The 20,852-nt window shown below is 56.6% G+C and carries 24 protein-coding genes and 1 riboswitch; of the genes, 13 read left to right on the forward strand and 11 right to left on the reverse strand.

All coding sequences use genetic code 11. The annotated features are described in order from the left end of the window. Window positions 1-230 precede the first annotated feature (230 nt). A complete protein-coding gene (locus B4M48_RS03595; protein ID WP_040113660.1) occupies window positions 231-449 on the forward strand; it encodes a hypothetical protein in 219 nt (72 codons plus the stop codon). 38 nt (window positions 450-487) lie between these two features. Here B4M48_RS03595 and B4M48_RS03600 read toward each other — a convergent pair whose 3' ends face one another. Continuing rightward, the gene (locus B4M48_RS03600) at window positions 488-1,195 is read right to left on the reverse strand and encodes a phage antirepressor KilAC domain-containing protein (RefSeq protein WP_040113658.1); all 708 of its coding nucleotides are present in this window, start codon (window positions 1,193-1,195) and stop codon (window positions 488-490) included. Window positions 1,196-1,459: 264 nt separating this feature from the next. Between B4M48_RS03600 and B4M48_RS03605 the strand changes: the two genes are divergently transcribed. Next, window positions 1,460-2,653 carry a zinc-dependent alcohol dehydrogenase gene (locus B4M48_RS03605; RefSeq protein WP_040113656.1) on the forward strand — a complete coding sequence of 398 codons (1,194 nt, stop codon included), beginning with the start codon at window positions 1,460-1,462 and terminating at the stop codon, window positions 2,651-2,653. 41 nt (window positions 2,654-2,694) lie between these two features. Here the strand turns inward: B4M48_RS03605 and B4M48_RS03610 are convergent, their stop codons facing one another. Genes B4M48_RS03610 through B4M48_RS03620 form a run of 3 tightly spaced genes read right to left on the reverse strand, consistent with a single transcriptional unit; the run spans window position 2,695 to window position 4,167 of the window. Next, window positions 2,695-3,042, reverse strand: coding sequence for a hypothetical protein (locus B4M48_RS03610; protein ID WP_040113654.1), 348 nt, complete (start codon window positions 3,040-3,042; stop codon window positions 2,695-2,697). A 21-nt stretch (window positions 3,043-3,063) separates the two neighbouring features. Beyond that, window positions 3,064-3,237 carry a hypothetical protein gene (locus B4M48_RS03615; RefSeq protein WP_166714220.1) on the reverse strand — a complete coding sequence of 58 codons (174 nt, stop codon included), beginning with the start codon at window positions 3,235-3,237 and terminating at the stop codon, window positions 3,064-3,066. A 36-nt stretch (window positions 3,238-3,273) separates the two neighbouring features. Further along, window positions 3,274-4,167, reverse strand: coding sequence for a helix-turn-helix transcriptional regulator (locus B4M48_RS03620; RefSeq protein WP_052246563.1), 894 nt, complete (start codon window positions 4,165-4,167; stop codon window positions 3,274-3,276). A gap of 117 nt (window positions 4,168-4,284) precedes the next feature. Here B4M48_RS03620 and B4M48_RS03625 point away from each other — a divergent pair, with 117 nt between their 5' ends. Further along, the gene (locus B4M48_RS03625; protein WP_288655968.1) at window positions 4,285-5,694 is read left to right on the forward strand and encodes an MFS transporter; all 1,410 of its coding nucleotides are present in this window, start codon (window positions 4,285-4,287) and stop codon (window positions 5,692-5,694) included. A gap of 3 nt (window positions 5,695-5,697) precedes the next feature. Here the strand turns inward: B4M48_RS03625 and B4M48_RS03630 are convergent, their stop codons facing one another. Genes B4M48_RS03630 through B4M48_RS03650 form a run of 5 tightly spaced genes read right to left on the reverse strand, consistent with a single transcriptional unit; the run spans window position 5,698 to window position 10,716 of the window. Beyond that, window positions 5,698-6,786, reverse strand: a complete 1,089-nt coding sequence (locus B4M48_RS03630; protein ID WP_094110767.1) for an ABC transporter ATP-binding protein — start codon at window positions 6,784-6,786, stop codon at window positions 5,698-5,700. Between the two features lie 3 nt (window positions 6,787-6,789). Then, on the reverse strand, window positions 6,790-7,737 hold the full coding sequence (locus tag B4M48_RS03635) for a carbohydrate kinase family protein (protein ID WP_040113650.1): 948 nt from the start codon (window positions 7,735-7,737) through the stop codon (window positions 6,790-6,792). Next, window positions 7,734-8,573 carry a carbohydrate ABC transporter permease gene (locus B4M48_RS03640; RefSeq protein ID WP_040113648.1) on the reverse strand — a complete coding sequence of 280 codons (840 nt, stop codon included), beginning with the start codon at window positions 8,571-8,573 and terminating at the stop codon, window positions 7,734-7,736. The genes B4M48_RS03635 and B4M48_RS03640 overlap by 4 nt, the downstream gene beginning before the upstream one ends. Continuing rightward, window positions 8,563-9,471, reverse strand: a complete 909-nt coding sequence (locus tag B4M48_RS03645) for a carbohydrate ABC transporter permease (protein ID WP_113655311.1) — start codon at window positions 9,469-9,471, stop codon at window positions 8,563-8,565. Before B4M48_RS03645 ends, B4M48_RS03640 begins: the two co-directional genes overlap by 11 nt. Before the next feature lie 9 nt (window positions 9,472-9,480). Further along, complete coding sequence (locus B4M48_RS03650; RefSeq protein ID WP_071668396.1) at window positions 9,481-10,716, reverse strand: extracellular solute-binding protein; 1,236 nt, start codon at window positions 10,714-10,716, stop codon at window positions 9,481-9,483. A gap of 255 nt (window positions 10,717-10,971) precedes the next feature. On the opposite strand from B4M48_RS03650, the gene B4M48_RS03655 reads away from it, so the two are divergent. Together B4M48_RS03655 and B4M48_RS03660 are read left to right on the forward strand one after the other, a co-directional pair. Further along, on the forward strand, window positions 10,972-12,141 hold the full coding sequence (locus tag B4M48_RS03655) for an ROK family transcriptional regulator (RefSeq protein WP_288655972.1): 1,170 nt from the start codon (window positions 10,972-10,974) through the stop codon (window positions 12,139-12,141). A 162-nt stretch (window positions 12,142-12,303) separates the two neighbouring features. Further along, window positions 12,304-13,239: an ROK family protein gene (locus tag B4M48_RS03660; RefSeq protein WP_040113640.1), complete on the forward strand. Its 936-nt coding sequence runs from the start codon at window positions 12,304-12,306 to the stop codon at window positions 13,237-13,239. Here the strand turns inward: B4M48_RS03660 and B4M48_RS03665 are convergent. Continuing rightward, window positions 13,233-14,114 carry a LysR family transcriptional regulator gene (locus B4M48_RS03665; RefSeq protein WP_071668393.1) on the reverse strand — a complete coding sequence of 294 codons (882 nt, stop codon included), beginning with the start codon at window positions 14,112-14,114 and terminating at the stop codon, window positions 13,233-13,235. The genes B4M48_RS03660 and B4M48_RS03665 overlap by 7 nt on opposite strands. A 120-nt stretch (window positions 14,115-14,234) precedes the next feature. On the opposite strand from B4M48_RS03665, the gene B4M48_RS03670 reads away from it, so the two are divergent. Both B4M48_RS03670 and B4M48_RS03675 read left to right on the forward strand, forming a co-directional pair. Next, on the forward strand, window positions 14,235-14,960 hold the full coding sequence (locus B4M48_RS03670; RefSeq protein WP_040113632.1) for a pirin family protein: 726 nt from the start codon (window positions 14,235-14,237) through the stop codon (window positions 14,958-14,960). 266 nt (window positions 14,961-15,226) lie between these two features. Next, the gene (locus tag B4M48_RS03675) at window positions 15,227-15,439 is read left to right on the forward strand and encodes a glycine zipper 2TM domain-containing protein (protein ID WP_250341412.1); all 213 of its coding nucleotides are present in this window, start codon (window positions 15,227-15,229) and stop codon (window positions 15,437-15,439) included. 116 nt (window positions 15,440-15,555) lie between these two features. Here B4M48_RS03675 and B4M48_RS03680 read toward each other — a convergent pair whose 3' ends face one another. After that, entirely contained in the window at window positions 15,556-15,993 is a 438-nt protein-coding gene (locus tag B4M48_RS03680; protein ID WP_040113628.1) for a 6,7-dimethyl-8-ribityllumazine synthase, read from the reverse strand. Between the two features lie 548 nt (window positions 15,994-16,541). On the opposite strand from B4M48_RS03680, the gene B4M48_RS03685 reads away from it, so the two are divergent. The 6 genes from B4M48_RS03685 (at window position 16,542) to B4M48_RS03710 (ending at window position 20,748) form a co-directional block, all read left to right on the forward strand. Then, entirely contained in the window at window positions 16,542-16,787 is a 246-nt protein-coding gene (locus B4M48_RS03685) for a type II toxin-antitoxin system Phd/YefM family antitoxin (RefSeq protein ID WP_040113898.1), read from the forward strand. Continuing rightward, entirely contained in the window at window positions 16,780-17,211 is a 432-nt protein-coding gene (locus B4M48_RS03690; protein ID WP_052246551.1) for a type II toxin-antitoxin system VapC family toxin, read from the forward strand. Before B4M48_RS03685 ends, B4M48_RS03690 begins: the two co-directional genes overlap by 8 nt. Window positions 17,212-17,638: 427 nt before the next feature. After that, window positions 17,639-17,759: riboswitch (TPP riboswitch) on the forward strand. 122 nt (window positions 17,760-17,881) lie between these two features. Continuing rightward, window positions 17,882-18,826, forward strand: a complete 945-nt coding sequence (locus B4M48_RS03695; RefSeq protein ID WP_288655974.1) for an FAD-dependent oxidoreductase — start codon at window positions 17,882-17,884, stop codon at window positions 18,824-18,826. Continuing rightward, window positions 18,810-19,007: a sulfur carrier protein ThiS gene (gene thiS / locus B4M48_RS03700; protein WP_040113622.1), complete on the forward strand. Its 198-nt coding sequence runs from the start codon at window positions 18,810-18,812 to the stop codon at window positions 19,005-19,007. Before B4M48_RS03695 ends, thiS begins: the two co-directional genes overlap by 17 nt. A gap of 3 nt (window positions 19,008-19,010) precedes the next feature. Further along, the gene (locus tag B4M48_RS03705; RefSeq protein ID WP_040113620.1) at window positions 19,011-19,769 is read left to right on the forward strand and encodes a thiazole synthase; all 759 of its coding nucleotides are present in this window, start codon (window positions 19,011-19,013) and stop codon (window positions 19,767-19,769) included. A gap of 10 nt (window positions 19,770-19,779) precedes the next feature. Beyond that, complete coding sequence (locus B4M48_RS03710) at window positions 19,780-20,748, forward strand: HesA/MoeB/ThiF family protein (protein ID WP_192415493.1); 969 nt, start codon at window positions 19,780-19,782, stop codon at window positions 20,746-20,748. Window positions 20,749-20,852 lie beyond the last annotated feature (104 nt).

A 20,852-nucleotide genomic window follows, 5' to 3' on the forward strand; every position in this document is an offset into this window, starting at 1 on the left:
CCAATTATTTATATTAATTTACCGTTCCGGCTGGCTGGTATGGCATCAGGCCCGGCAGATCGGAATACATTGCTGTCAGCATCCTCAGAAACAGCAGCGCACAGAGCAGGGAAGAGAGGCAGGAGAGGTTATTTTTTGACCTGAAAAAACGAACTTGCCGATCGCGATCAAATTTCAGCCATCAGCATTGCAGGAAGATACCTGTAGTCAGGAAATAACCGGAGGCAGCAATGAGCAAATCACTAATGCGTTTATCGGATATGGCGCGCTACCTGGGCGTCTCTCCCGCCGTGCTGATTCGCGCTATCTGTAATCGCGGCACGCTGGAGAAGGTGCCGCTCCCCTCTGCAATTGATGAAGAGTTGCCGCTCTCCAGCCGGTGCTGGTCACCGCAGGAGGTCAGGCAGTTTCGCCATCAGCTACAGCGTCAGCGGCATCAGCACAAGTAAGCAGGCAGAGCCGATGTCTGTTCATCGGCTCTGCTGTATCAGGCGGCGACGCCTGCAGGATGAGAGGCCAGGTGACCCGCCCACAGGCTTGCAACCCATTTCACGCCTTTCGCGGTAAAGCGGGCCTGTGAGAACGCGTGCTGATTTTCACCCGTACCGGTGCGGAAAGAGAAATAGCCCGCCTGCACATGGTGTTTCTGTGGCGCCAGCGTATTTTTCTCCCGGTACATAATATTGCGTTCAAGCAGGAACTGCCGGAAGTCAGTCTCTTTGACCTTCAGCATTTTACAGAGCTGACGAAATCCAAGCGCTTCATTGACCTCAGTGAAACGGTCAAAAAACTCCGCTTTTGGTGCAGAGAGTGCCAGCTGCTGCTCTGCGCGCCGCCGCTGTTCAAATTGCTCCGCCCAGGCACGGGCTGCTTCGGCCGGATCCGTGAAGTCCGGCAGCTGAGCGATCTTTTCTTTCTCCTGCCAGCGATCGAGCAGATCGGCAGTAAAGCCGGGCGAAAGTCGGGCTACGGCGAGTAACGAGTCGCGTTTATTGAGCAGAAACTCCTGACGGCTCTCACCTTCATGCTCGTAAAGACTGACCGTAACAGGCTGGGAAAGGCGCTGTGCGGTTTCCAGGCTTTTAATCAGGCGCTTCACTTCGCCGTGCGTGATGCCAGTCAGTCTGGCAAGGTCACGGCTGCTCATCAGCAGAGACACGGTTTGAGCAGCAAGAATTTCCGTTGAGATCATCATTCGTATCACCTCTTAAAACGTCATTCAGTCATCAAGACTGCTGGATAAGTATACAACTTACTGTAGTTATATCCAGTGTTTTTTTTAACCAATTCGGTAGTTTTTCTGCTGCTGTGCGCCACGTTCCGACACCACTGCAACCCGGTTGCACCACGCGGGCAGAACTGCCGATGCGCTTGCCTAATCAGCAATTGATGCCAGGCTCAGGCAATTCGCCTTAAATAATGTCAGGCACCTGCTGCGCTTATTAATGAGGAGTTAAGAATGAAAGCGTTAACCTATCATGGCCCGCACAAAGTACGCGTTGAAACGGTTCCCGATCCGGTATTGCAGGAAGCGGATGATATTATTCTGCGTGTCACTGCAACCGCTATCTGCGGTTCTGATTTGCATTTATATCGCGGTAAGATCCCAAAAACTGAACATGGCGATATATTTGGTCATGAATTTATGGGTGAAGTGGTGGAAGCTGGCAGTGCCGTAACCAATGTGGCGATTGGCGACCGCGTGGTGGTGCCGTTTGTGGTCGCCTGCGGCGACTGCTTCTTCTGCCATCTGCATCAGTATGCCGCCTGTGAAACCACTAATCCGGGTCGCGGTGCGATACTCAATAAAAAAAATATCACGCCACCCGCCGCCCTGTTTGGGTTTAGTCATCTTTATGGCGGAATACCCGGTGGACAGGCAGAATATGTTCGCGTGCCGAAAGCGAATACCGGCCCGTTTAAAGTGCCGCTGGCGCTGCCGGATGACAAAGTGCTGTTTCTGTCCGATATCCTCCCGACCGCCTGGCAGGCGGTGCAGAATGCCGGGCTGGATAAAGGCTCAAGCGTCGCGATCTTTGGTGCCGGCCCGGTAGGTCTGCTTAGCGCCGCCTGTGCAAGGCTGATGGGTGCCGAAGATATCTTTATGATTGATCATAACGCCTATCGTCTGGAGTTTGCCCGTCAGCGCTATGGCGTTACGCCGATAAATTTTGACGAGATTGACGATCCCGCAGCCTGGATTATTGACCATACCAAAGGGAACCGCGGCGTGGATGCGGTGATTGATGCAGTGGGCTTTGAAGCCAAAGGCAGCCTGACCGAAACCGTCCTCAGCAATCTGAAACTTGAAGGCAGCAGCGGCAAAGCGCTGCGTCAGTGTATTGCGGCCGTGCGTCGTGGTGGGGTGGTCAGCGTGCCGGGCGTCTATGCCGGTTTTATCCATGGCTTCATGTTTGGCGATGCGTTCGATAAAGGGCTGACCTTCAAAATGGGACAAACGCACGTGCACGCCTATCTGCCACGGCTGCTGTCGCTGATTGAACAGGGATTATTAACGCCGGAAGAGATTGTTACGCATCATATGCCGCTGGATGCGGCGGCAGAGGGGTATGAGATCTTTGATAAACGCAAAGAGGATTGCCGCAAAATCATTCTGGTGCCGGGAATGAAATCGGCTACTGCTGAAGCCTGACGCTATGGAGGCTGCCGCGTGGCAGCCTGCATAACAGAAATTCAGCGTACGCTGCCTTCGTCACGGTCGCTGAGTTCAGAAAGCGACACTTCAACAAACGGCATGTTATCCAGCCTGTCGCCGTAATCTTCACTGACATCAGGCAGGCTGGTGAACTGACCATCAACAAACAGAAAACTCAGATGCCGTTCAACCTCTTCCAGCAGCTCATCCACCTCTTTTGCGGTTTCACCCTGAGCGTTTTTACCATCCAGTTTCCAGCGAAAATGATTACCCACGATTTCTGCGCTGCCAATATCAACTACTTTGGCATCGATATTTTCTAACAGCAGACGCTGGCGGGCAAAATAAAGCAGATAGGGCATCCGATCGCGATTAATTTCAGACATACATTACTCCTGAATAATATTTCAGTGCGGGAAATAGTTGCGTACAGCATATACCGACCAGTAAACCGCGTTCAGGCCCAGCCAGGCCCAGCAGCCCCAGTAAGCAACGGGTTCACGCCGGGTACGCAATTTAGGCAGAAATGCCAGCAAATAACCCGCCGCCGCAATAAGCGCAACGAAATAAAGAAATTTCATGCTCTCTCCTGATTATTTATCATGAAGTAAGCATAGTCAGATTAACGCATTTGTGGAGCGCAGCGCCTGATATCCGGCAATGAGTTTTTCCAGTGCCGCTGCGCTTGTTTCATCTGCCGGGACGTAAACCAGCAGGCGGTCGCCATTGCGTGAAGCGGACCACCAGTTATTCTGACGCAGCGTAAATTCCCCGGTTTCCGCCCGCCAGAAACGCTTGATCCGATTCTCCACTTTTCCCAGCTCGTAACGCTGCCAGGTCTGTGCAAATTCATCAGAACTGTTAATCAGCCGGGTGAGAAAGCTTTCCCAGTGCGGATCGCCAAGGTGTTCTCCCATCTGGCCGCGAAACATGGCCACCATCTGCGGCATGACTTCATCCCAGTCGCGTATCATGCCGCGCCAGCCGGGATGATTAAACGCCAGCCAGATACAGTTGCGATCCTCAGCCTCTACGCTTGCCAGATCTATACCCATCAGCGCACACCACGCAGCGTTATAGCCAATGATGTCAAAACGCGGTGTCTCAATAATGGCCGGCAGCTGGATAGCATCCAGCATCTGCTGATTATGCTCAGCGAGTTTGCAGCAGGCGGCAACCTGAAGGGCGGGCAGTTTATGACCGGCGAGCGAGAAAAGATGTTGCGTTTCAACGTCATTACACTGCAGTGCTGATGCGATCGCCGTCAGCGTTTTCAGCGACGCTTTAATATCGCGACCCTGTTCCAGCCAGGTGTACCAGGTGACGCCGACATCAGCCAGCTGGGCGACCTCTTCGCGGCGCAGGCCCGGCGTGCGCCGCTGGCGCATACGCGGCAGACCCAGCCTGACAGGATCGAGGTTTTCCCGTCGGGAACGCAAAAAGGCGCCCAGCAGTTTGCGATTCGTATGAACCTCTTTTTCAGCATATTTTACAGCGGGTTGAATCGACATCAGCGTCATTTCTCCGGCCAGACGGGTGGTTTTAATACCATGATAATCAAAAACTGGTACCCGGTTATTTTTCAGCAGATGCTATGCCGCAATGAACACGAAAACAAGGTGAAACTGATGCACACTCCGCAACTTCGTCAGGCGGGTCTGATGGTACTGCTGGCCGGACTCTTACTGCCTATGATCGACTTTTCAATCGTTAACGTGGCGCTGGATGCAATGGCGCATAGCCTGCAGGCAACGCCCACCCAGCTGGCGCTGATTGTTGCTGTCTATGGTATTACTTTTGCCGTTTGCCTCGCGATGGGAGGGCGGCTGGGGGATAACTATGGCCGGCGCCGGGTTTTTATCAGCGGCGTCGGGATCTTTGCCCTGGCTTCGCTGCTGTGCGGTATGGCAAGCGGGACCGGGATGCTGATGTTTGCCCGCGCGCTGCAGGGGGTGGGCGCGGCACTTATCGTGCCGCAGATCCTGGCAACGCTGCATATTACGCTGCAGGGCAGGGAGCATGCGCGGGCGATTGGTCTCTATGGCGGAATGGGCGGGCTGGCGTTTGTGATTGGTCAGGTGCTGGGCGGCTTTCTTATCAAAGCCGATCCGGGCGGATATGGCTGGCGCAGCGTGTTTCTGATTAACCTGCCGATCTGTCTGGGTGTACTGATGGCTGCGCGCCGCTTTATTCCGGAAACCCGTAATATAACCCGCGTACCGGTTGATATCAGCAGTGCGCTGCTGCTGGGCGGCGCCACAGGCGCGCTGATGCTGAGCCTGGCGCTGGGACCGGTGCTGAACTGGCGCTGGCCATGCGTGCTGTTACTGCTGCTGGCACCGCTGTTTTTGCTGCAGCTGCGGCGGGTCTCTGTGCGTGCTGAAGCGGCAGGCCGTTTACCACTGCTGCCCCCGTCACTGCTGCGTTTGCCCGGCGTGCGTTTCAGCCTTACGCTTGCCGTTATCTTTTTCTCCTGCTGGAGCGGGTTTATGTTTGTCATGGCTCTGACGCTGCAGTCCGGGCTTGGCTTCAGCGCCTTTGACTCCGGTAACGCTTTCATAGCGCTGGGGGTAGCCTATTTTATCGGTGCCATGCGGTCGACCGCACTGGTCACGCGCTTTGGTACGCGCACAATGCTGCTGGCTGGCTGTGCTATTCAGATCACCGGCCTGCTGGCTCTGATGGCAACCCTGCAGCTCCGGTGGCCGCAGGCGGGTATTCTTGCGCTGGCGCCAGCCACGGCACTCATTGGATTTGGTCAGTCTTTTATCGTCAGTACCTTCTACCGTATTGGCATGCGCGATATTCCGCATCATCAGGCGGGCGCCGGCAGCGCCATGTTGTCGACCGTGCAGCAGTCGGCGATGGGGCTGGGGCCGATGCTGCTGGGCGGCGTATTCAGCCATTTCAGCCAGACCGGATCCTGGCTGAGTGCTATCAGCGGTGCGCTGGGGACTGAACTGCTCTCCATGCTGGTACTGGTGGCGATCGCCTTAATGCAGCATGACAACGTGGCAACCACACCCGCAGAAGGATAACGTTCACGGTAACGGCGGCGCTTCCGGCAGACGCTGGCCACTCTGCGCATCGAACAGGTGGATTTTTTCCATGCGCAGCGCAATCGTCAGCGGATCGCCGCTGCCGGCTGCGTGACGGCCAGGTACCTGCATATGCAGCGTATGCCCGTGCCACGTCAGATGCAGCAGCGTGGATTCTCCGGTGATCTCCGTAACGGCGACCTGCGCCAGACTGCCCTGCATCGCCGGTATCAAATCGTGGGGGCGGATGCCAATCATCAGCGCAGCCCCTTCCTGTGCCGCGTGCTGCCAGCGCGGAGGAAGCGGCTGCCAGAGATCTTCACATTCAATGCCCGGCACGCCATCACGCGTTACCAGGTGCGCCGGCAGCAGATTCATCGGAGGCGAGCCGATAAAGCGGGCGACAAACAGATCCGCAGGACGATCGTAAATGCTGAGCGGGGCGCCCTGCTGAACGATTTGACCTTCGCGCATTACTACAATCTGATCGGCCAGCGTCATCGCCTCAACCTGATCGTGCGTGACATAAATCATGGTGGTTTTAAAACGCTGGTGCAGTGCTTTGATTTCAGCCCGCAGCTCCATGCGCAGCTGAGCATCAAGATTAGAGAGCGGTTCATCAAACAGGAAAACCTGAGGATTTCGCACCATCGCCCGGCCCATCGCCACGCGCTGACGCTGGCCGCCGGAGAGGGCGCGCGGGTAGCGCTGCAGCAATTTATCGATACCCAGAATAGCGGCAACGCGCGCAATCTTACTCTGCTGCTCCGCGCGGCCCACCTTTTTAACCTGCATATGAAAGGCGAGGTTTTCAGCCACGGTAAGGTGCGGATAGAGCGCGTAGCTCTGGAACACCATCGCCATGTCGCGGTCGGCCGGATCGCGATCGCCAATCGGTATATCGTTCATCAGAATGGTTCCCTCTGACAAACTATCCAGCCCGGCCAGCAGCCTCAGCAGCGTGGACTTACCGCAGCCGGACGGGCCAACCAGTACGGTAAAACTGCCATCGGGAATGCTGAGACTGAGCGGATGCAATACCGTCTGTTTGCCGTAGCGTCTGGCGACGCTGACGAGCTCAATACTGGCCATAAATTACCTCTCCTCTGCAGAAAATGGCAGCTGTTGCCAGCCGGGATAGCGGCGTGGCTGCGTGCTGATCGCCTGTGATGCCACGGCAATGCCCCACTGCAGCGCGCGGCTCAGCGGCTGCTGATGTAACAGCGCGGTGAGAAAGCCGGCGTTGAAACTGTCACCGGCTCCTATGGTATCCACGACGGTGACGGGAGTGGCAGGCTGTTCCAGCCAATGCGCACCCTGCCAGCAGGCGGCACCTGCACTACCGCGCTTCACCACGCAGCCGCCACGTCCGCTCAGGGCTCCCGCCAGCTGCCGTGCGCTCTCCGGCAGCGTTGCCGCCGCGCCGAGGCCCAGCGTCTCTGCTTCATTCAGTAACAGCCAGTCGCAGTACGGCAGCCACTGTGCAACCTGCTGCCGCACCGCCGTATTCCAGCCCTGCGGAGGCCAGCCGGTGTCAACGGCGGTTATAAAGCCGCGCCGCTGCAGTTCTTCCAGCAGTGCGGCATAGTGCGAACTGAGTGCCAGGCAGAGAAAGGTGCCGCACAGCAGAACAATATCTCCCGGTGCAGCACGCAGCGGAATTTGATCCAGTACGTCATCCGCGCTGAGTTGCGCCACGTGACCAAAATTGCTCAGAAACGAGCGCTCGTGATCGCTGTGCGTAATGCCAACGGTGACAGACGTTTCGCAGGCGTAGCGTCTCCAGTGCGCCGCACTGTTTGGGAAGTAGCCCGCCAGCCAGGCGCTGAGGCCATCATTCCCCTGATTAGCGACAGCGCGATGGCGAACCTGCATCGCTTCCAGTGCCAGCGCACAGTTACCCGCCGAGCCGCCCGGACGCAGTTCACTCTGAGGGAGCATGACTTCAGTGCCGCGCTGTGGCCAGCTATCCAGCGTACCCATGATCAAATCGGCGTTAACGTTGCCAGCGACGTAGAGCGTTGCGTTACAGTCAATTGTCATCCTTTACTCCCGCCGCTGGCCAGACCGCTCACCAGCGTTTTCTGCAGCCAGACAGCAATTAACAGAGGGGGAACCGAAGCCAGAATGCCAACCGCAGCAATCAGGCCGTCATCGGTTGCGCGTCCGGCAGTAAAGCCGGCAATGGTCACCGGCAGCGTTTGCGCCGTAATATTGCTGGTGAACAGCAGGGCATAGAAAAATTCATCCCACGCCAGCAGCCAGCCAAACAGCGCTGCGGCGCCCAGAACCGGTTTTGCCAGCGGCAGCGTGATGCGCAGCAGCACCTGCCACACCCGCAGGCCGTCAAGCCGCGCAGCCTGTTCAATATCACGCGGCAGAGTGTCAAACTGGTTTTTGAGCATCCAGGTCAGAAACGGCAGGATCAGCGAACAGTAAACGATAATCAGACCCGGGCGGGTGTTCAGCAGATCCAGCTGCTGCAGCAGAAAGTAGAGCGGCAGTACAAAGGCCACCGGCGGCACCATATAGATGGCCAGTGACGCAAACAGCCAGCCGTCGCGTCCGGGATAGCGCGAAAAGCTGAAAGCGGCCGGGATCGCCAGCAGCAGACAGACCAGCGTTCCTCCCGTCGCCACCAGCAGACTATTACCCAGCGCATGCAGAAACAGGGTTCCCGGTTCACCCGGCGCCAGCGACAAAAGCCGGCCGTAGCGGCTGAAATCCCACTGGCGCGGTATCCACTCCAGCGGCACGCGCGTCAGGTCGCTGGTGGCGCTGACGCTCATCAGAAACAGCCAGCCCATCGGGGCCAGAACCGACAGCGCCACGGCGGCTGCCGCCACATATTTAGCCACAGATATCATCTTACGCTTCATGGGCACTCCCCCGGCGACGCTGCCGCCACAGCAGCAGCATATAGAGCGCAATCAGTACGGCACACAGCAGCGTCATCAGGATGGCATAGGCCGCTCCGCTGCCGGCGCGCAGATAGCTGAACGACTCCTGATAGACGTAGAAACTGAGCGTTTTGGTGCTATCCACCGGACCGCCCCGGGTCATGACATAGATGATGTCGAATATTTTGAACGCATCGATAGTGCGCAGCACCAGCGCCACGCTGAGCGCCCCGACGATAGCCGGAAAGGTAATGGCGCGAAACCGTCGCCAGGCTGAGGCTCCGTCCAGGCGCGCCGCCTCAAAAAGATCGTCCGGAATCGACTGCAGCGCGGCCAGCACCAGCAGCGTGACCAGCGGATAGTTCTTCCATACATCAGCAAACATCACGGCGTTAAGCGCTGAGTCGGGTGAACCCAGCCAGCTGCGATAGCCATCCAGGATACCGAGCTGTGTCAGCAGCGCGTTGACGCTGCCGTAGTCCGGATTGAAATTAAGCCGCCACATCATCGCGTTAACGATTGTCGGCAGCGCCCACGGCAGGATCACCAGCACGCGCAGCACGTTGCGGCCGGTAAACCGCTGATTAAGCAGCAGCGCCACCAGCACGCCAATGACGCCCTCGAAAGCAACCGACACCAGCGTAAAATAGAGCGTGCGCCACAGCGAAAGCCGGAAGTCGGGATCGCTTAAGGCGTACAGGTAGTTCTCCACGCCGATCCAGCCGGGCGCATCGCCGCTGCCTATCAGGGCTGCGTCGGTAAAACTCAGCCAGATGGTCCGCATCAGCGGCCAGGCGGTAAGCAGCAGCATGACCAGCAGCATGGGGGCCAGTAGCACCCATGCCTGCCGTCGCTCACGTTGACGCAAACTCAGCATGCCCGCTCCTTAGCGCAGCCGCGCGGCACTTTTATCGACCGCCTGCATGGCGGCTTCCGGGGTCGCGCCGCCGGTCAGCACCTGCTGCAGCTGCTGCTGCAGCGTGCTGGAGAGACGCGAATAGTCTGCGGTTTCAGGACGTGACAGCATTACGCTCAGCGACGTGTCCGCTGCCTTAATCAGGCTCTCCTGATCTTTCATCACCGCCGCATCCTGATAAGAGCTTTTCCAGATAGGCAGGCTCAGACGGGCATAGTTGTTCTGCACCGGCTGAGAGGTCATGTACCGGATATACTGCCACGCCTGATCGGCATGGGTGCTGCCGCTGGCGATACCGAGCCCCATTGAGCCGTTGACCGCGCCCGCTTTGCCTGGCGCATCGCCGGGTGCAGGCATAATGCCAACCTGACCTGCAACTTTGCTCTGTTTTGCATCGTTGGCCATGTTGTACATATAGGTCCAGTTCAGCGCGAACGCGGCGTCGCCATTGGAGAACGCTTTGCGCACATCTTCTTCCAGATACTCACGTGAGGCGGGGTTAGTCAGTCCGTCATCAAGCGAGCTTTTCATCAGTTTTACCGCCTGCAGTGAAGCGGGGCTGGAGAAGCTAAGCTTGCCGTTCTGATAGAACTGCCCGCCAAAGCCGGAGACCAGCGTGGTGTAGTCGCATACCAGCGCTTCCGCCTGAGACCAGCTCCACACCAGCGGATAATTCACGATCTTTTTCTCTTTAATAATGCGCGCGTCATCCATTACCTGCTGCCAGGTTTGCGGCAGGTCGCGGATACCCGCTTTCTCCAGCATCGCTTTGTTGTAATACAGATATTTGGTGTCCAGAATCCACGGCATACCGAGCGTTTTACCGTTGAACACCACGGTTTTAAGCGCGCCGGGGAAAATCTGCGCCTTATCTTCGGCACTGATACGGCTGCTGACATCCTGCAGCAGGTTAAATTTTGTGAATTCCGCCGGCCAGATCGCATCAAACAGCACCACGTCGTAGCCATTTCCGCCCGCACCCCGTGCCGCGACAATCTTGTCGTGCAGCGCTTCATACGGCACAAACTCAAGGTTGACCTTTACGTCCGGATTCGCTTTTTCAAACGCCTGCGTCATGGCGCGAATATCGCTCTCACTATAGGCTGCCTGAGTCATAAACAGCGCATTGAGTGAGGTGGCCGCCGTCGCGCTGGCAGCGCTGGCGAGCAGAAACAGTGCCAAACAACCGTGAACCGATTTTTTCATGATATGTCCGCCTGAAAGCTGTGAGAGATTAATTAAATCAATTTGATTGATTTAATAACGTGCGCAAAAGTGTGCGTCAGTTGCCATGCCACAGAAAGGTAAGCAAGCGATGTGCCAGAAACGATCTGCTGCGGGTCCTGCTTCTACTTTGCACGTTTTCCCGCCGCTGTCAGGTAAACAGGTTGTAAAATGTGCCAGCGATCATAGATATTGTTGCGGTGGCAGAGCGGCCAGGCGCGAAAAGGAAATAGCACGATGAGAACATCAGGGACTAACCTTGAACACGCGCGGGCGCATAACCGGCGCGTGATCATTGAGGCCATTCGCCTGCACGGTGAACTGACACGGGCTGAGCTGGCGCGGCTCACGGCCCTGACCGCGCAAACGGTATCCAATATTGTCGCTGAACTTGAACAGGCGGAACTGCTGATAAGCCACGGACCGCGACGTCAGGGACGCGGACAGCCCGCTATTCCCGTCACGCTGAATCCGGCCAGTGCGTTTTCAATCGGTATTCATCTTGATCACCGGACGCTGCTGATGGTGCTGGTGGATTTAACCGGCGAAATCCATTTTCGCCGTCTCATTATGGTGCAAAAACCGGAGCCTGCTGCCACCCTGGCGCGCATCGCCTCGGTACTGGATGAGATTAAGACGCAGCTGGGTGCGCGCTGGCGCAAAGTGCTGGGTATCGGCGTTGTGATGCCAGGGCCCTTTGGCGTTGAGGGACTCTCTTCACTGGGGCCGACCACGCTGCACGGCTGGGAAGATGTCGATATTGCAGGAGAGCTGGCGGCACTCAGTCAGCTGCCGGTGACGCTGGAAAATGATGCCACGGTAGCGGCAATTGGCGAACGCTTTCACGGCGTGGCGCGCCATCTTAATTCGTTTATCTATCTCTACATCGGTACCGGGCTGGGTGCAGGTATCATTGTTGATGGTCACGTCTGCAGCGGTGATGCACATAACGCCGGTGAAGTTGGCCATATGGTGGTGGATCCCGGCGGGCGCGACTGCTACTGCGGCAATCAGGGGTGCCTGGAACGCTATGTCTCGCTGCAGGCAGCCTATGAATTCTGCGGGCTTGATCCCATGACCGCGCTGCCGGACGATTTGCTGGCGGTGCCGGCAGAGCTGTTTGACGCGTGGATCGCCACTGCGCTGACGCCGCTGCGCCAGGCCATCAATATGCTGGAGTGCATCTTTGACGCGGAGAGCGTGATTATTGGCGGTATGATCCCCGCTGCCCTGCTGGAGAAAATCGTTGCGCGCCTGCCGCCGCTTTACCAGTCTGTGCGCGGGCGCTACCTGACCGCCACGCGCATACGGACCGGAATGAGCGGCAGTGATACCGCCGCGCTGGGTGCGGCAGCGCTGCCGCTGTTTGATGAGTTTAATCCGCAGTTTCAGGTATTAATGAAATGAGCATGATGATGCGCCAGGCTGGCGCCGGTAATCCTGCGCGGCGTCTGCATACCTTTTAGCCGTTTATTGCGCCGATGCGAAAAAACCTGTGCGGCCCGTTTCCTGCCGGCGTTATTTTATTTACATTGCCAGCAACTTTTTGCTGACCCAGCGGACTCTGCAATGACTATTCCTGCCTTACCGGTAATCTGCCTCGATCTTGGCGGTTCATTTATTAAACTTGGCGTGATGACGCAGGCTGAGCAGATCCAGCTGCTCGATCAGCAGCCGATGCCCGCCCGCTCCTGGGAAGCGTTTTGCGCTACCGTCAGCGATACGATCGCCAGACATCAGGCACATTTCAGCGCGCACTCCCCGGTCGCGGTTTCCACCGCCGGAATTGTAGCGCCACTGAGCGGCGAGATGTTTGCCAGTAACATACCTGCCTTTCACGGACGTCATATGGCGCAGGAGCTTGGCGCATACCTGCAGCGTCCGGTCACGGTCCATAACGATGCCGACTGTTTTGCCGTTGCGGAGGCGCTGGCCGGGGCTGGACAGGGGCATAAAGTGGTGCTGGGCGCTATCCTCGGTTCAGGCGTGGGCGGCGGACTGGTTGCAGATGGCCGGCTGATCACCGGTCAGAATGGCTTAACCGGTGAGTGGGGACATGGCCCGATCACGCTACGCGAAGTTGATATCGCAGGCAAAACGGTTGCCATACCGCGTCAGCCGTGCCCGTGCGGTCAGAGCGGCTGTCTTGATACTTATGGCGGAGCGCGCGGTCTGGAAACCCTGCACCGCGTGCTGCATGATGAAACGCTCAGCAGCAAAGCGATCGTTTCACGCTGGCAGGCAGACGAAAACCAGGCGCAGCAGACGCTGGAGGCGTGGCTCCAGCTGGTGAGTGAGCCGCTGGCCTACACCGTTAACATCACCGGAGCGAGCTGCGTCGCCGTCGGCGGCGGGCTGGCCTCCGTTGTTCCGCTGATAGCTGCCCTTAACGAGGCGGTGCAGCAGCGGGTGCTGCGCCGTACGCCGCAGCCGCTGGTGATCCCCGGCCGCCATGCTCATCAGGGTGGCATGCTGGGTGCAGCGCTGCTGGCGCTGGCTCACTGAGCCGCCAGTTTTTGCTGTAAAAACGCAATAAACTGCCGGTGGATCTCGCTGCGCTGGCGATGCTGCGGGTAGAGCGCATTAAGGTGCAGCGAGGCGGGCTGCCACGCATCCAGCACGCGTATTAATTCACCGCTGGCCAGCGCCGGCGCCACGATAAATTCCGGCAGCAGGATCAGCCCCAGCCCGGCAATCGCCGCATCGCGCAGCATTTCACCATTATTACTGACCATCGGCCCCTGAACTGCCACGACGCTGCGCTGCCCGTCCCTGAACAGCTCCCAGCCCTGCTGACTTTCCCGGCCGTAGCGCAGGCAGCGGTGCAGCGACAGTTCCGCAGGCGTCTCCGGCGCTCCGGCGCCCTGAAGATAGGCAGGGCTGCCGCAGATCAGCCGCCGGAATTCGCCCAGCCTGCGTGCGATCAGGCTGGAGTCGGGCAGGGTGCCGATGCGAATAGCCATATCAAATCCTTCTCCCACCATATCGACATGGCGATCGGCCAGCTCAACCTGAAACTGCAGGCCGGGATGCAGCGTGAGGAATTCAGCAATGTAGGGGGAGAGATGCGTAATGCCAAACGACATCGGCACGCTCAGACGGAAGTTACCCTGCAGAGCCTGATGACGACCGGATACTGCCAGTTCCGCTTCCTGTACATCATCCAGTATGCGCTGTGCGTGATGCGCAAACAGCAGACCATTTTCTGTCACCGAAAGCTTGCGGGTATTCCGGTTGAGCAGGCGGGTGCCCAGCGCCGCTTCCAGCGCCGCCATGCGGCGGCTGACATACTGCTTTGAAAGCATCAGCTGTTCAGCGGCTGCACTGAAGTTGCCCGCATGGATAACAGCAACGTAAATACGAAGATCGTCTATCTGCATAGTGTCCACTAATTCGTGACAGTGATTGTCATGTCAGCACATTGTTGAGCAAATCAGTTTACGTATACTGAATCACATCAGGAAGCAAAATCGTTTCCCTTACTTATTCAGGAGCAGATCATGATTGAACAACGCCTTTCAAATCAGCGCGGCACCGGCGATCACGGCTGGCTGTATTCACGCCACACCTTTTCCTTTGCAGGCTACCGCGATCCACAGCAGGTGGGCTTCTCTGATCTGCTGGTGATTAACGACGACCAGGTTGCACCCGGTCGCGGCTTTGGTGCCCATCCGCACAATAATATGGAGATCATCTCCTATGTGCTGGAAGGTGCTCTGGAGCACAAAGACTCAATGGGTACCGGTTCTGTTATCGTGCCGGGTGATGTGCAGCTGATGAGCGCTGGCAGCGGCGTGACGCACAGCGAGTTTAATCACTCGAAAAGCGACAACGTGCATTTTCTGCAGATCTGGATTGTGCCGGCAGAGCGCAATACCGCGCCAGGCTATCAGCAGGTTTCCGTGGCGGAACAGGATAAGCGCGGCAAACTGCGCCTGATTGTCTCGCCGCAGGGCGAGTCCGGTTCGCTGCAGGTGCGACAGGATATGCGTATTTATGCCGGCCTGTTCAACGATAATGAGCAGCAGACGCTGACGCTGGCAGCCGATCGCTACGCCTATATTCATGTTGCGCGCGGCAGTATTGAGGTTAACGGCGTGCGCTTCAGCGCGGGCGACGGCGCGCGGGTGCGTAATGAAACGGCGCTGACTTTTGCGAATGGTAATGATGCCGAGGTGCTGGTGTTTGATCTGCGTCCGCTTGAAGTGAATCATCCTCAGCGTTAATAGCCAAAAAGGGTAGCGTGCTGCGGCATGCTACCCTTTATTCATGACTGTTCTCCATTATTTCTTCACCATTGGCGGTTTTATCAGCGTTTAATTCGGAACCCGGACAGGGCCAGGCTAAAATAAGAATTTTTACCTTTCTTAAATTTCTGCAGCACATTAAATTCGCATCCTGAGACCCATGCCGCCTGCCGGCAAAGGGCGATCAAATAACTAACAACACTAACCTGATTGCATTCCATTATTAAATGGTAATGAGGATTTTGATGACTTTAAAACGCAGCTTAAATATTGCCGCCGTGCTGATGCTGGCTCTTTCTGTTACCGCATGCAGCGGCATGTCTCACCGTGGTAAAAATACCGCGATCGGCGCTGGCGTAGGTGCACTGGGCGGCGCCGTACTGACCGGCGGCAGTACGTTCGGTACGCTGGGCGGGGCGGCAATCGGCGGGCTGATTGGTCATGAAGCGAGCCGCTAAACACTAAAGGTAACAGGACGCGCGTGATTCCATGATGGCACGTCCTGTTAATAAATACGCTTATTTCCGTATCACTCTTCGCTACTACATAATAAAACGGAATTAATACATCAGCCTTAATCAATATTAAGCTGATGAATAGCCAGCACGGCCCGTGCGGCTTCTTTTCCTTTCTTAATAAAATGTTCGGTATAAAATGATTCCAGTTCATTGACCGGCTGAAAGTTATGTGGCGTCAGTGAAACAGAAAACACCGGTACGTTGGTACTGAGCTGCACGCTCATCAGGCCGTCAACCACTGCCTGCGCAACAAAATCGTGACGGTAAATCCCGCCATCCACGACCAGCGCGGCGCAGACGATGGCATCAAAACGACCGGTCTCAGCCAGACGTTTGGCCAGCAGCGGCATCTCAAAAGCACCGGGCACATCATAGGTTTTCAGCACGCTGTCTGCGCCCTGCTCATTGAATTCACTGACAAATCCTGCCAGCGCATTGTTCACAATATCTTTATGCCAGCCAGCCTTGATAAAGGCGATTCTAATCTGTTCCATAAGTCTTCCGTCATTTGCCAAAGTAGAGTAGGCGGATAATTATCCGTAAAATCTCATCATTTTCATTAACATGAGTGTGTATAACATAGGCTGAGAGCGCGATCCACTCCGTTGCGATGCAGGTTTTTCATGTCATCTTCGGGCCGAAATCACGCTAGCGAATCTTGTGAAAAGTTGGCGCTGAAACTTTCCATTTGAGCCCGGTCTTCTCGCGTGCGCGGGTAAAGGCAACCATGATCTGATTTAAGCTCAACGCCGGGACCACGCGACCTGAGTCGTTGCTGAGCTCTCAAAGCTGATCAAGAACATCCAGGACTGAACGTTTTGCACCCATTAGCATGTTGGCCATATCAATGACGATTTTCATCCCTGTTTAACTTTGTTCGATGCAAATTTTCCGATCCCGAATATTCGTCCATTTCATAGAATAAACATCGGTTATCAAATAATAGTATTAATATCAGTTGCTTATATAAAATATGGCCACTTGACCACTTTTATCAGGTAGGTGATAATATGACCTCATGACCGCAATTAATGAGGTTAATATGAAAGTCCTGAATGTAGCCGAATCGAAAGCTCGTTACTCTCAGATTTTGAGTTCAGCGAGTAGCGGTGAAAGTTTCATCATTGCTAACCACGGTGATCCGATAGCCATGATAGTTCCTTATAAATCAGCGCCTCTGTTAAACCGTGTTGGCTTTTTAGATCATAAAAAGTATGCCATTCCTGATAATTTCAACGATTTCATGTCAGATGAAATCCAGTCGATGTTTGAAGGTGGCAATGACTAGTCCTGTAAGAACGCGGAACATCTTTAATCGCTATCTTCTTGATACTCACTATCTTATCTGGGCTTGCGCAGACTCTAAGCGTCTTCCGCAAGCCTGTTTCGATCTGATTGTTGATCCCTTAAACGAGCTATATTTTTCCGCCGCATCTATTCATGAAATCGCCATAAAATTCGCGTTAGGTAAACCTCATTTTACGGTTGATCCAGAGGAGATTTTGCGCGGCTTGCTCGCAAACGGTTATAACGAACTTCCCATTTCATCACATCACACCGTAAGTCTTAAACGTTTGCCTCGTGATATGCACGGCGATCCGTTTGACCGGCTGATCGTTGCTCAGGCGAACATGGAGGCGCTGACCTTAATCACAGATGATGAAAAAATTATTCGATATTGTTCAGATTACATTCCGATGAAAACGTTCTGATAAAAACACACCCGTCCCGAGCGGGTTTTTATGGGCTAAATTCATGCATGAAACAATGACCGGGATCGAGCTGGGCGGCGTGCCCGATCGCACCTTCGGCAAAGTTTATTACCGCAGCATTACCGACCCACAGGAAGCAGCCAAAGCCCTCGCCGCGACGAATTAAGGCTTTGAGTCTTTCATGATCCCAGACGTAAACGTGGCATTACATTCGCTGTTTTCCGTAGAAAATATATTAATTTAATGTGATCTGATTTCTGGTCTCAGACGCCGATAAGCCAGAAAACCGCGTTCAAAACGGCTTCTAAGTTATTGTTTATAAGTAAGGAGAAGCCGTAAATAATCGTTTTTTGCAGCGCAAAATGTAAGCTCCTGAAGAGAGCCTTAAAAGGCTCTCCTTGACGGCGTGATGCGGCTTGAATAAAACTAAAGATGTCGGGGGAGTCTCGCCACAGAGACTGAGAGGCTGATAGCGCAACCGCGCGGTTCAGCGACCCTTTGAACCTGACCCAGTTGATACTGGCGTAGGAAGACTGAGGGCGCCAGACCGGTGCCGTCCGGGATGCTGCAGCAAACGGCTGCACCTCCTTATCTCCCTTCCTGTATCCGCGGGTCTCAGTCAACACTGAGAGGCCGATGTGACCCTTCTTTTTTATCCGGAACACGGACAATGAGCCGCTGGAGCGTGTTAGGCGCAGGCGTCAGCGGGCTATGCGTGGCCACCCTGCTGGTGGAGCGCGGTGAATCTGTTGAAGTGATCGATGACGCGCAGCGTCTGCCCGCATCCTGGTATGCCGGTGGCATGCTGGCGCCCTGGTGTGAAGCAGAAAGCGCGCCCGCCGAGGTTATTTCACTGGGTCAGCATGCCGCTCGCTGGTGGCAGCAGCGCGTAAGCTGCGTTGAGCATCAGGGTACGCTGGTGCTGGCTCCGCCACGCGACAGTCAGGAACTGAACCGTTTTGCGCGCCTGACTCACGCGCATCAGTGGGTCAATCCGGCAGAGGTAGAGCCGGCGCTGGAGGATCGCTTCGCACGGGGGCTGCTGTTTGCGGGCGAAGCACATCTCGATCCCCGGCTGGCGCTCACTGAGCTGCGCCAGAAGCTTGAGGCGCACGGTGTAACGTTCCATCACTCCGCGCCTTCCGGCCAGATCATCGATTGTCGTGGCATTCATGCCCGCGACGCGCTGCCCTCGTTGCGGGCCGTGCGCGGTGAAATGATTATCTTACAGAGTCGGGATCTGCACTTTTCACGACCGCTTCGTCTGCTGCATCCGCGTTTTCCCTGCTATCTGGTTCCGCGGCGTAACGGCTGCTTTATGCTGGGTGCCACCATGGTCGAGAGCGATGATGACAGCGCCATCAGCGCGCGCGCCATGATGGAGTTGCTGAGCGCCGCCTGGGCGATACATCCGGCGCTGGCTGAAGCGCGCATTATCGAGAGCGCCAGCGGCCTGCGGCCCGCCTGGCCGGATAACCTGCCCGAAATTCGTTATGAAAACGGTATTTATTATCTTAACGGCATGTATCGCCACGGCTTTCTGCTGGCGCCGATGCTGGCAGAGCAGCTGATGCAAAAACTGATTCAGGAGACCCCTTATGCAAATCCAGCTTAACGGACAGATCGTTGAAACCCAGGCGCAGACAGTCAGCGAACTGCTGCAGGAGCAGCAAATCGATGCCAGCTGCGTGGCGACAGCGCTGAATGGCAACTTCGTGCCCAGAAGCGCTTACTCCCGTCAGCCGCTTGCGGCAGGCTGCCAGCTGGAAGTCCTGTCACCGATGCAGGGAGGGTAACGCATGTTTTACGACTTTACGGGCACATCGCGCTTTCTGCTGGGTACAGCAGGGTATCCGTCACCGGCCATTCTGCAGCAGGCGATAGCGGCGGCGGGCAGTGAAATTATTACCGTAAGCCTGCGGCGGGAGGGCAGTGCGGGTGCCGCGTTTCGCGACCTGCTGGCCAGCCTTAACGTTCGCGTACTGCCCAATACCGCAGGTTGCCACACGGTGAAAGAGGCGGTAACCACGGCGCATATGGCGCGCGAGCTGTTCAATACGGCCTGGATCAAACTTGAGGTGATTGGGCATGCCGATACGCTGCAGCCCGATCCGTTTGCGCTGGTGGAAGCCGCACGCATCCTGTGTGCTGAAGGATTTAGCGTATTTCCCTATACCACGGAAGATCTGATTGTTGGCGAGAAACTGCTGGCTGCCGGCTGCGAGCTACTGATGCCCTGGGGCGCACCGATTGGCTCAGGGCAGGGCCTGCGTAATATTGACGGATTGCGCGCCATGCGGGCGTGGTTCCCGGATACGCCGCTGATTATCGATGCCGGGATCGGTGCTCCTTCCCAGGCGGCGCAGGCGATGGAGCTGGGCTTTGACGGCATTCTGCTTAATACCGCCGTCGCGAAAGCGGGCGATCCCATCCGCATGGCAGCGGCGTTCAGCCAGGCCATTGCTGCGGGGCGCAGTGCCTGTGAGGCAGGGCTGATGGAAAAGCGCGATATGGCGATGGCATCAACGCCGGTATTCGGTCTGGCCACACTAAGCTGAGGAGAACAGGATGGAACGCTATCAGCGACAGATGGTACTGCCGGAAATTGGTGCGTCAGGGCAGCGTAAGCTGGCGCAGGCGCGCGTGCTGGTAGCCGGCGCGGGCGGTCTGAGCGCGACGCTTCTGCCGCAGCTGGTGGGGGCCGGCGTGGGGACGCTGCGTATTTATGATGCCGATGAAGTGGCGCTGCATAATCTGCATCGCCAGACGCTCTTTACGCAGCAGGATATCGGGCAGTCAAAAGTGCTCAGCGCGCGTCAGGCGCTGACGCAGCGCAATCCTGAGGTCAATATCGAAACCTGCGCACAGGCCCTGACGGCCAGCAACATCGCGCAGGCTATGGCTGACTGTTCGCTGGTCATCGACGCGGCCGACAATTTTGCCGTGACCTGGCAGCTTTCAGACGCCTGCTATGCGACCGGTACACCGTTTATCAGCGCTTCAGTGCTGGGCCGGCAGGGCTATGCGGGCGGATTTTGCGGAGGTGCGCCCAGCTACCGGGCGCTGTTTCCCCGGCTGCCGCGTACGGCTGCCAGCTGCAACACGGCAGGGGTGATGGGGCCGGCTGTGGCCGCGCTTGGCGCCATACAGGCGCAGATGGCGCTTACGGTGCTGCTTGATCTGCAGCCGTCTCCGCTGGGACTACTGGTCAACTGCGATTTTGTGAACTGGCACTTTCGCGCGTTTCGCTTTGATGAAGCGCAGGAGCCTGTCGTGCCGGGCGTGCCCTTTATCGACTGCTCGCTGCTTACCCCGGCAGATTGTATTGTCGAGCTACGCAGCCGGGATGAAGCGCCCCACAGCGTGGCAAGCCAGGCTGAGCGTATTTTGCCGGCAGATCTGGCGGCCTGGCAGCCACCCACTGGGCGGCGCATCGTGCTGGTTTGCGCCAGCGGTATACGCGCCGCACAGGCGGCCAGCGAGCTGGCGGAGCGGGGCTATACGGACCTGGCGATTCTGGCGGCCAGCAGCAGTTAGCCGGCGGCAGGTTTTTCGGAAAATACTGGAATCCTGTGACTGTTATCACATGAGAAGCCACGCTAAACTAAACGCTTCTCATTTTGCTAAGGGATGATCGTCAC

Source organism: Pantoea sp. UBA6567, from assembly GCF_002434165.1.
Taxonomy (GTDB): Bacteria; Pseudomonadota; Gammaproteobacteria; order Enterobacterales; family Enterobacteriaceae; genus Pantoea; species Pantoea eucrina.

Excerpts from the sequence above, each read along its gene's own strand:
- B4M48_RS03595 (WP_040113660.1), top strand. The coding sequence starts at position 231 with ATGAGCAAATCACTAATGCGTTTATCGGATATGGCGCGCTACCTGGGC.
- B4M48_RS03600 (WP_040113658.1), bottom strand. The coding sequence starts at position 1,195 with ATGATGATCTCAACGGAAATTCTTGCTGCTCAAACCGTGTCTCTGCTG.
- B4M48_RS03605 (WP_040113656.1), top strand. The coding sequence starts at position 1,460 with ATGAAAGCGTTAACCTATCATGGCCCGCACAAAGTACGCGTTGAAACG.
- B4M48_RS03610 (WP_040113654.1), bottom strand. The coding sequence starts at position 3,042 with ATGTCTGAAATTAATCGCGATCGGATGCCCTATCTGCTTTATTTTGCC.
- B4M48_RS03615 (WP_166714220.1), bottom strand. The coding sequence starts at position 3,237 with ATGAAATTTCTTTATTTCGTTGCGCTTATTGCGGCGGCGGGTTATTTG.
- B4M48_RS03620 (WP_052246563.1), bottom strand. The coding sequence starts at position 4,167 with ATGTCGATTCAACCCGCTGTAAAATATGCTGAAAAAGAGGTTCATACG.
- B4M48_RS03625 (WP_288655968.1), top strand. The coding sequence starts at position 4,285 with ATGCACACTCCGCAACTTCGTCAGGCGGGTCTGATGGTACTGCTGGCC.
- B4M48_RS03630 (WP_094110767.1), bottom strand. The coding sequence starts at position 6,786 with ATGGCCAGTATTGAGCTCGTCAGCGTCGCCAGACGCTACGGCAAACAG.
- B4M48_RS03635 (WP_040113650.1), bottom strand. The coding sequence starts at position 7,737 with ATGACAATTGACTGTAACGCAACGCTCTACGTCGCTGGCAACGTTAAC.
- B4M48_RS03640 (WP_040113648.1), bottom strand. The coding sequence starts at position 8,573 with ATGAAGCGTAAGATGATATCTGTGGCTAAATATGTGGCGGCAGCCGCC.
- B4M48_RS03645 (WP_113655311.1), bottom strand. The coding sequence starts at position 9,471 with ATGCTGAGTTTGCGTCAACGTGAGCGACGGCAGGCATGGGTGCTACTG.
- B4M48_RS03650 (WP_071668396.1), bottom strand. The coding sequence starts at position 10,716 with ATGAAAAAATCGGTTCACGGTTGTTTGGCACTGTTTCTGCTCGCCAGC.
- B4M48_RS03655 (WP_288655972.1), top strand. The coding sequence starts at position 10,972 with ATGAGAACATCAGGGACTAACCTTGAACACGCGCGGGCGCATAACCGG.
- B4M48_RS03660 (WP_040113640.1), top strand. The coding sequence starts at position 12,304 with ATGACTATTCCTGCCTTACCGGTAATCTGCCTCGATCTTGGCGGTTCA.
- B4M48_RS03665 (WP_071668393.1), bottom strand. The coding sequence starts at position 14,114 with ATGCAGATAGACGATCTTCGTATTTACGTTGCTGTTATCCATGCGGGC.
- B4M48_RS03670 (WP_040113632.1), top strand. The coding sequence starts at position 14,235 with ATGATTGAACAACGCCTTTCAAATCAGCGCGGCACCGGCGATCACGGC.
- B4M48_RS03675 (WP_250341412.1), top strand. The coding sequence starts at position 15,227 with ATGACTTTAAAACGCAGCTTAAATATTGCCGCCGTGCTGATGCTGGCT.
- B4M48_RS03680 (WP_040113628.1), bottom strand. The coding sequence starts at position 15,993 with ATGGAACAGATTAGAATCGCCTTTATCAAGGCTGGCTGGCATAAAGAT.
- B4M48_RS03685 (WP_040113898.1), top strand. The coding sequence starts at position 16,542 with ATGAAAGTCCTGAATGTAGCCGAATCGAAAGCTCGTTACTCTCAGATT.
- B4M48_RS03690 (WP_052246551.1), top strand. The coding sequence starts at position 16,780 with ATGACTAGTCCTGTAAGAACGCGGAACATCTTTAATCGCTATCTTCTT.
- B4M48_RS03695 (WP_288655974.1), top strand. The coding sequence starts at position 17,882 with ATGAGCCGCTGGAGCGTGTTAGGCGCAGGCGTCAGCGGGCTATGCGTG.
- thiS (WP_040113622.1), top strand. The coding sequence starts at position 18,810 with ATGCAAATCCAGCTTAACGGACAGATCGTTGAAACCCAGGCGCAGACA.
- B4M48_RS03705 (WP_040113620.1), top strand. The coding sequence starts at position 19,011 with ATGTTTTACGACTTTACGGGCACATCGCGCTTTCTGCTGGGTACAGCA.
- B4M48_RS03710 (WP_192415493.1), top strand. The coding sequence starts at position 19,780 with ATGGAACGCTATCAGCGACAGATGGTACTGCCGGAAATTGGTGCGTCA.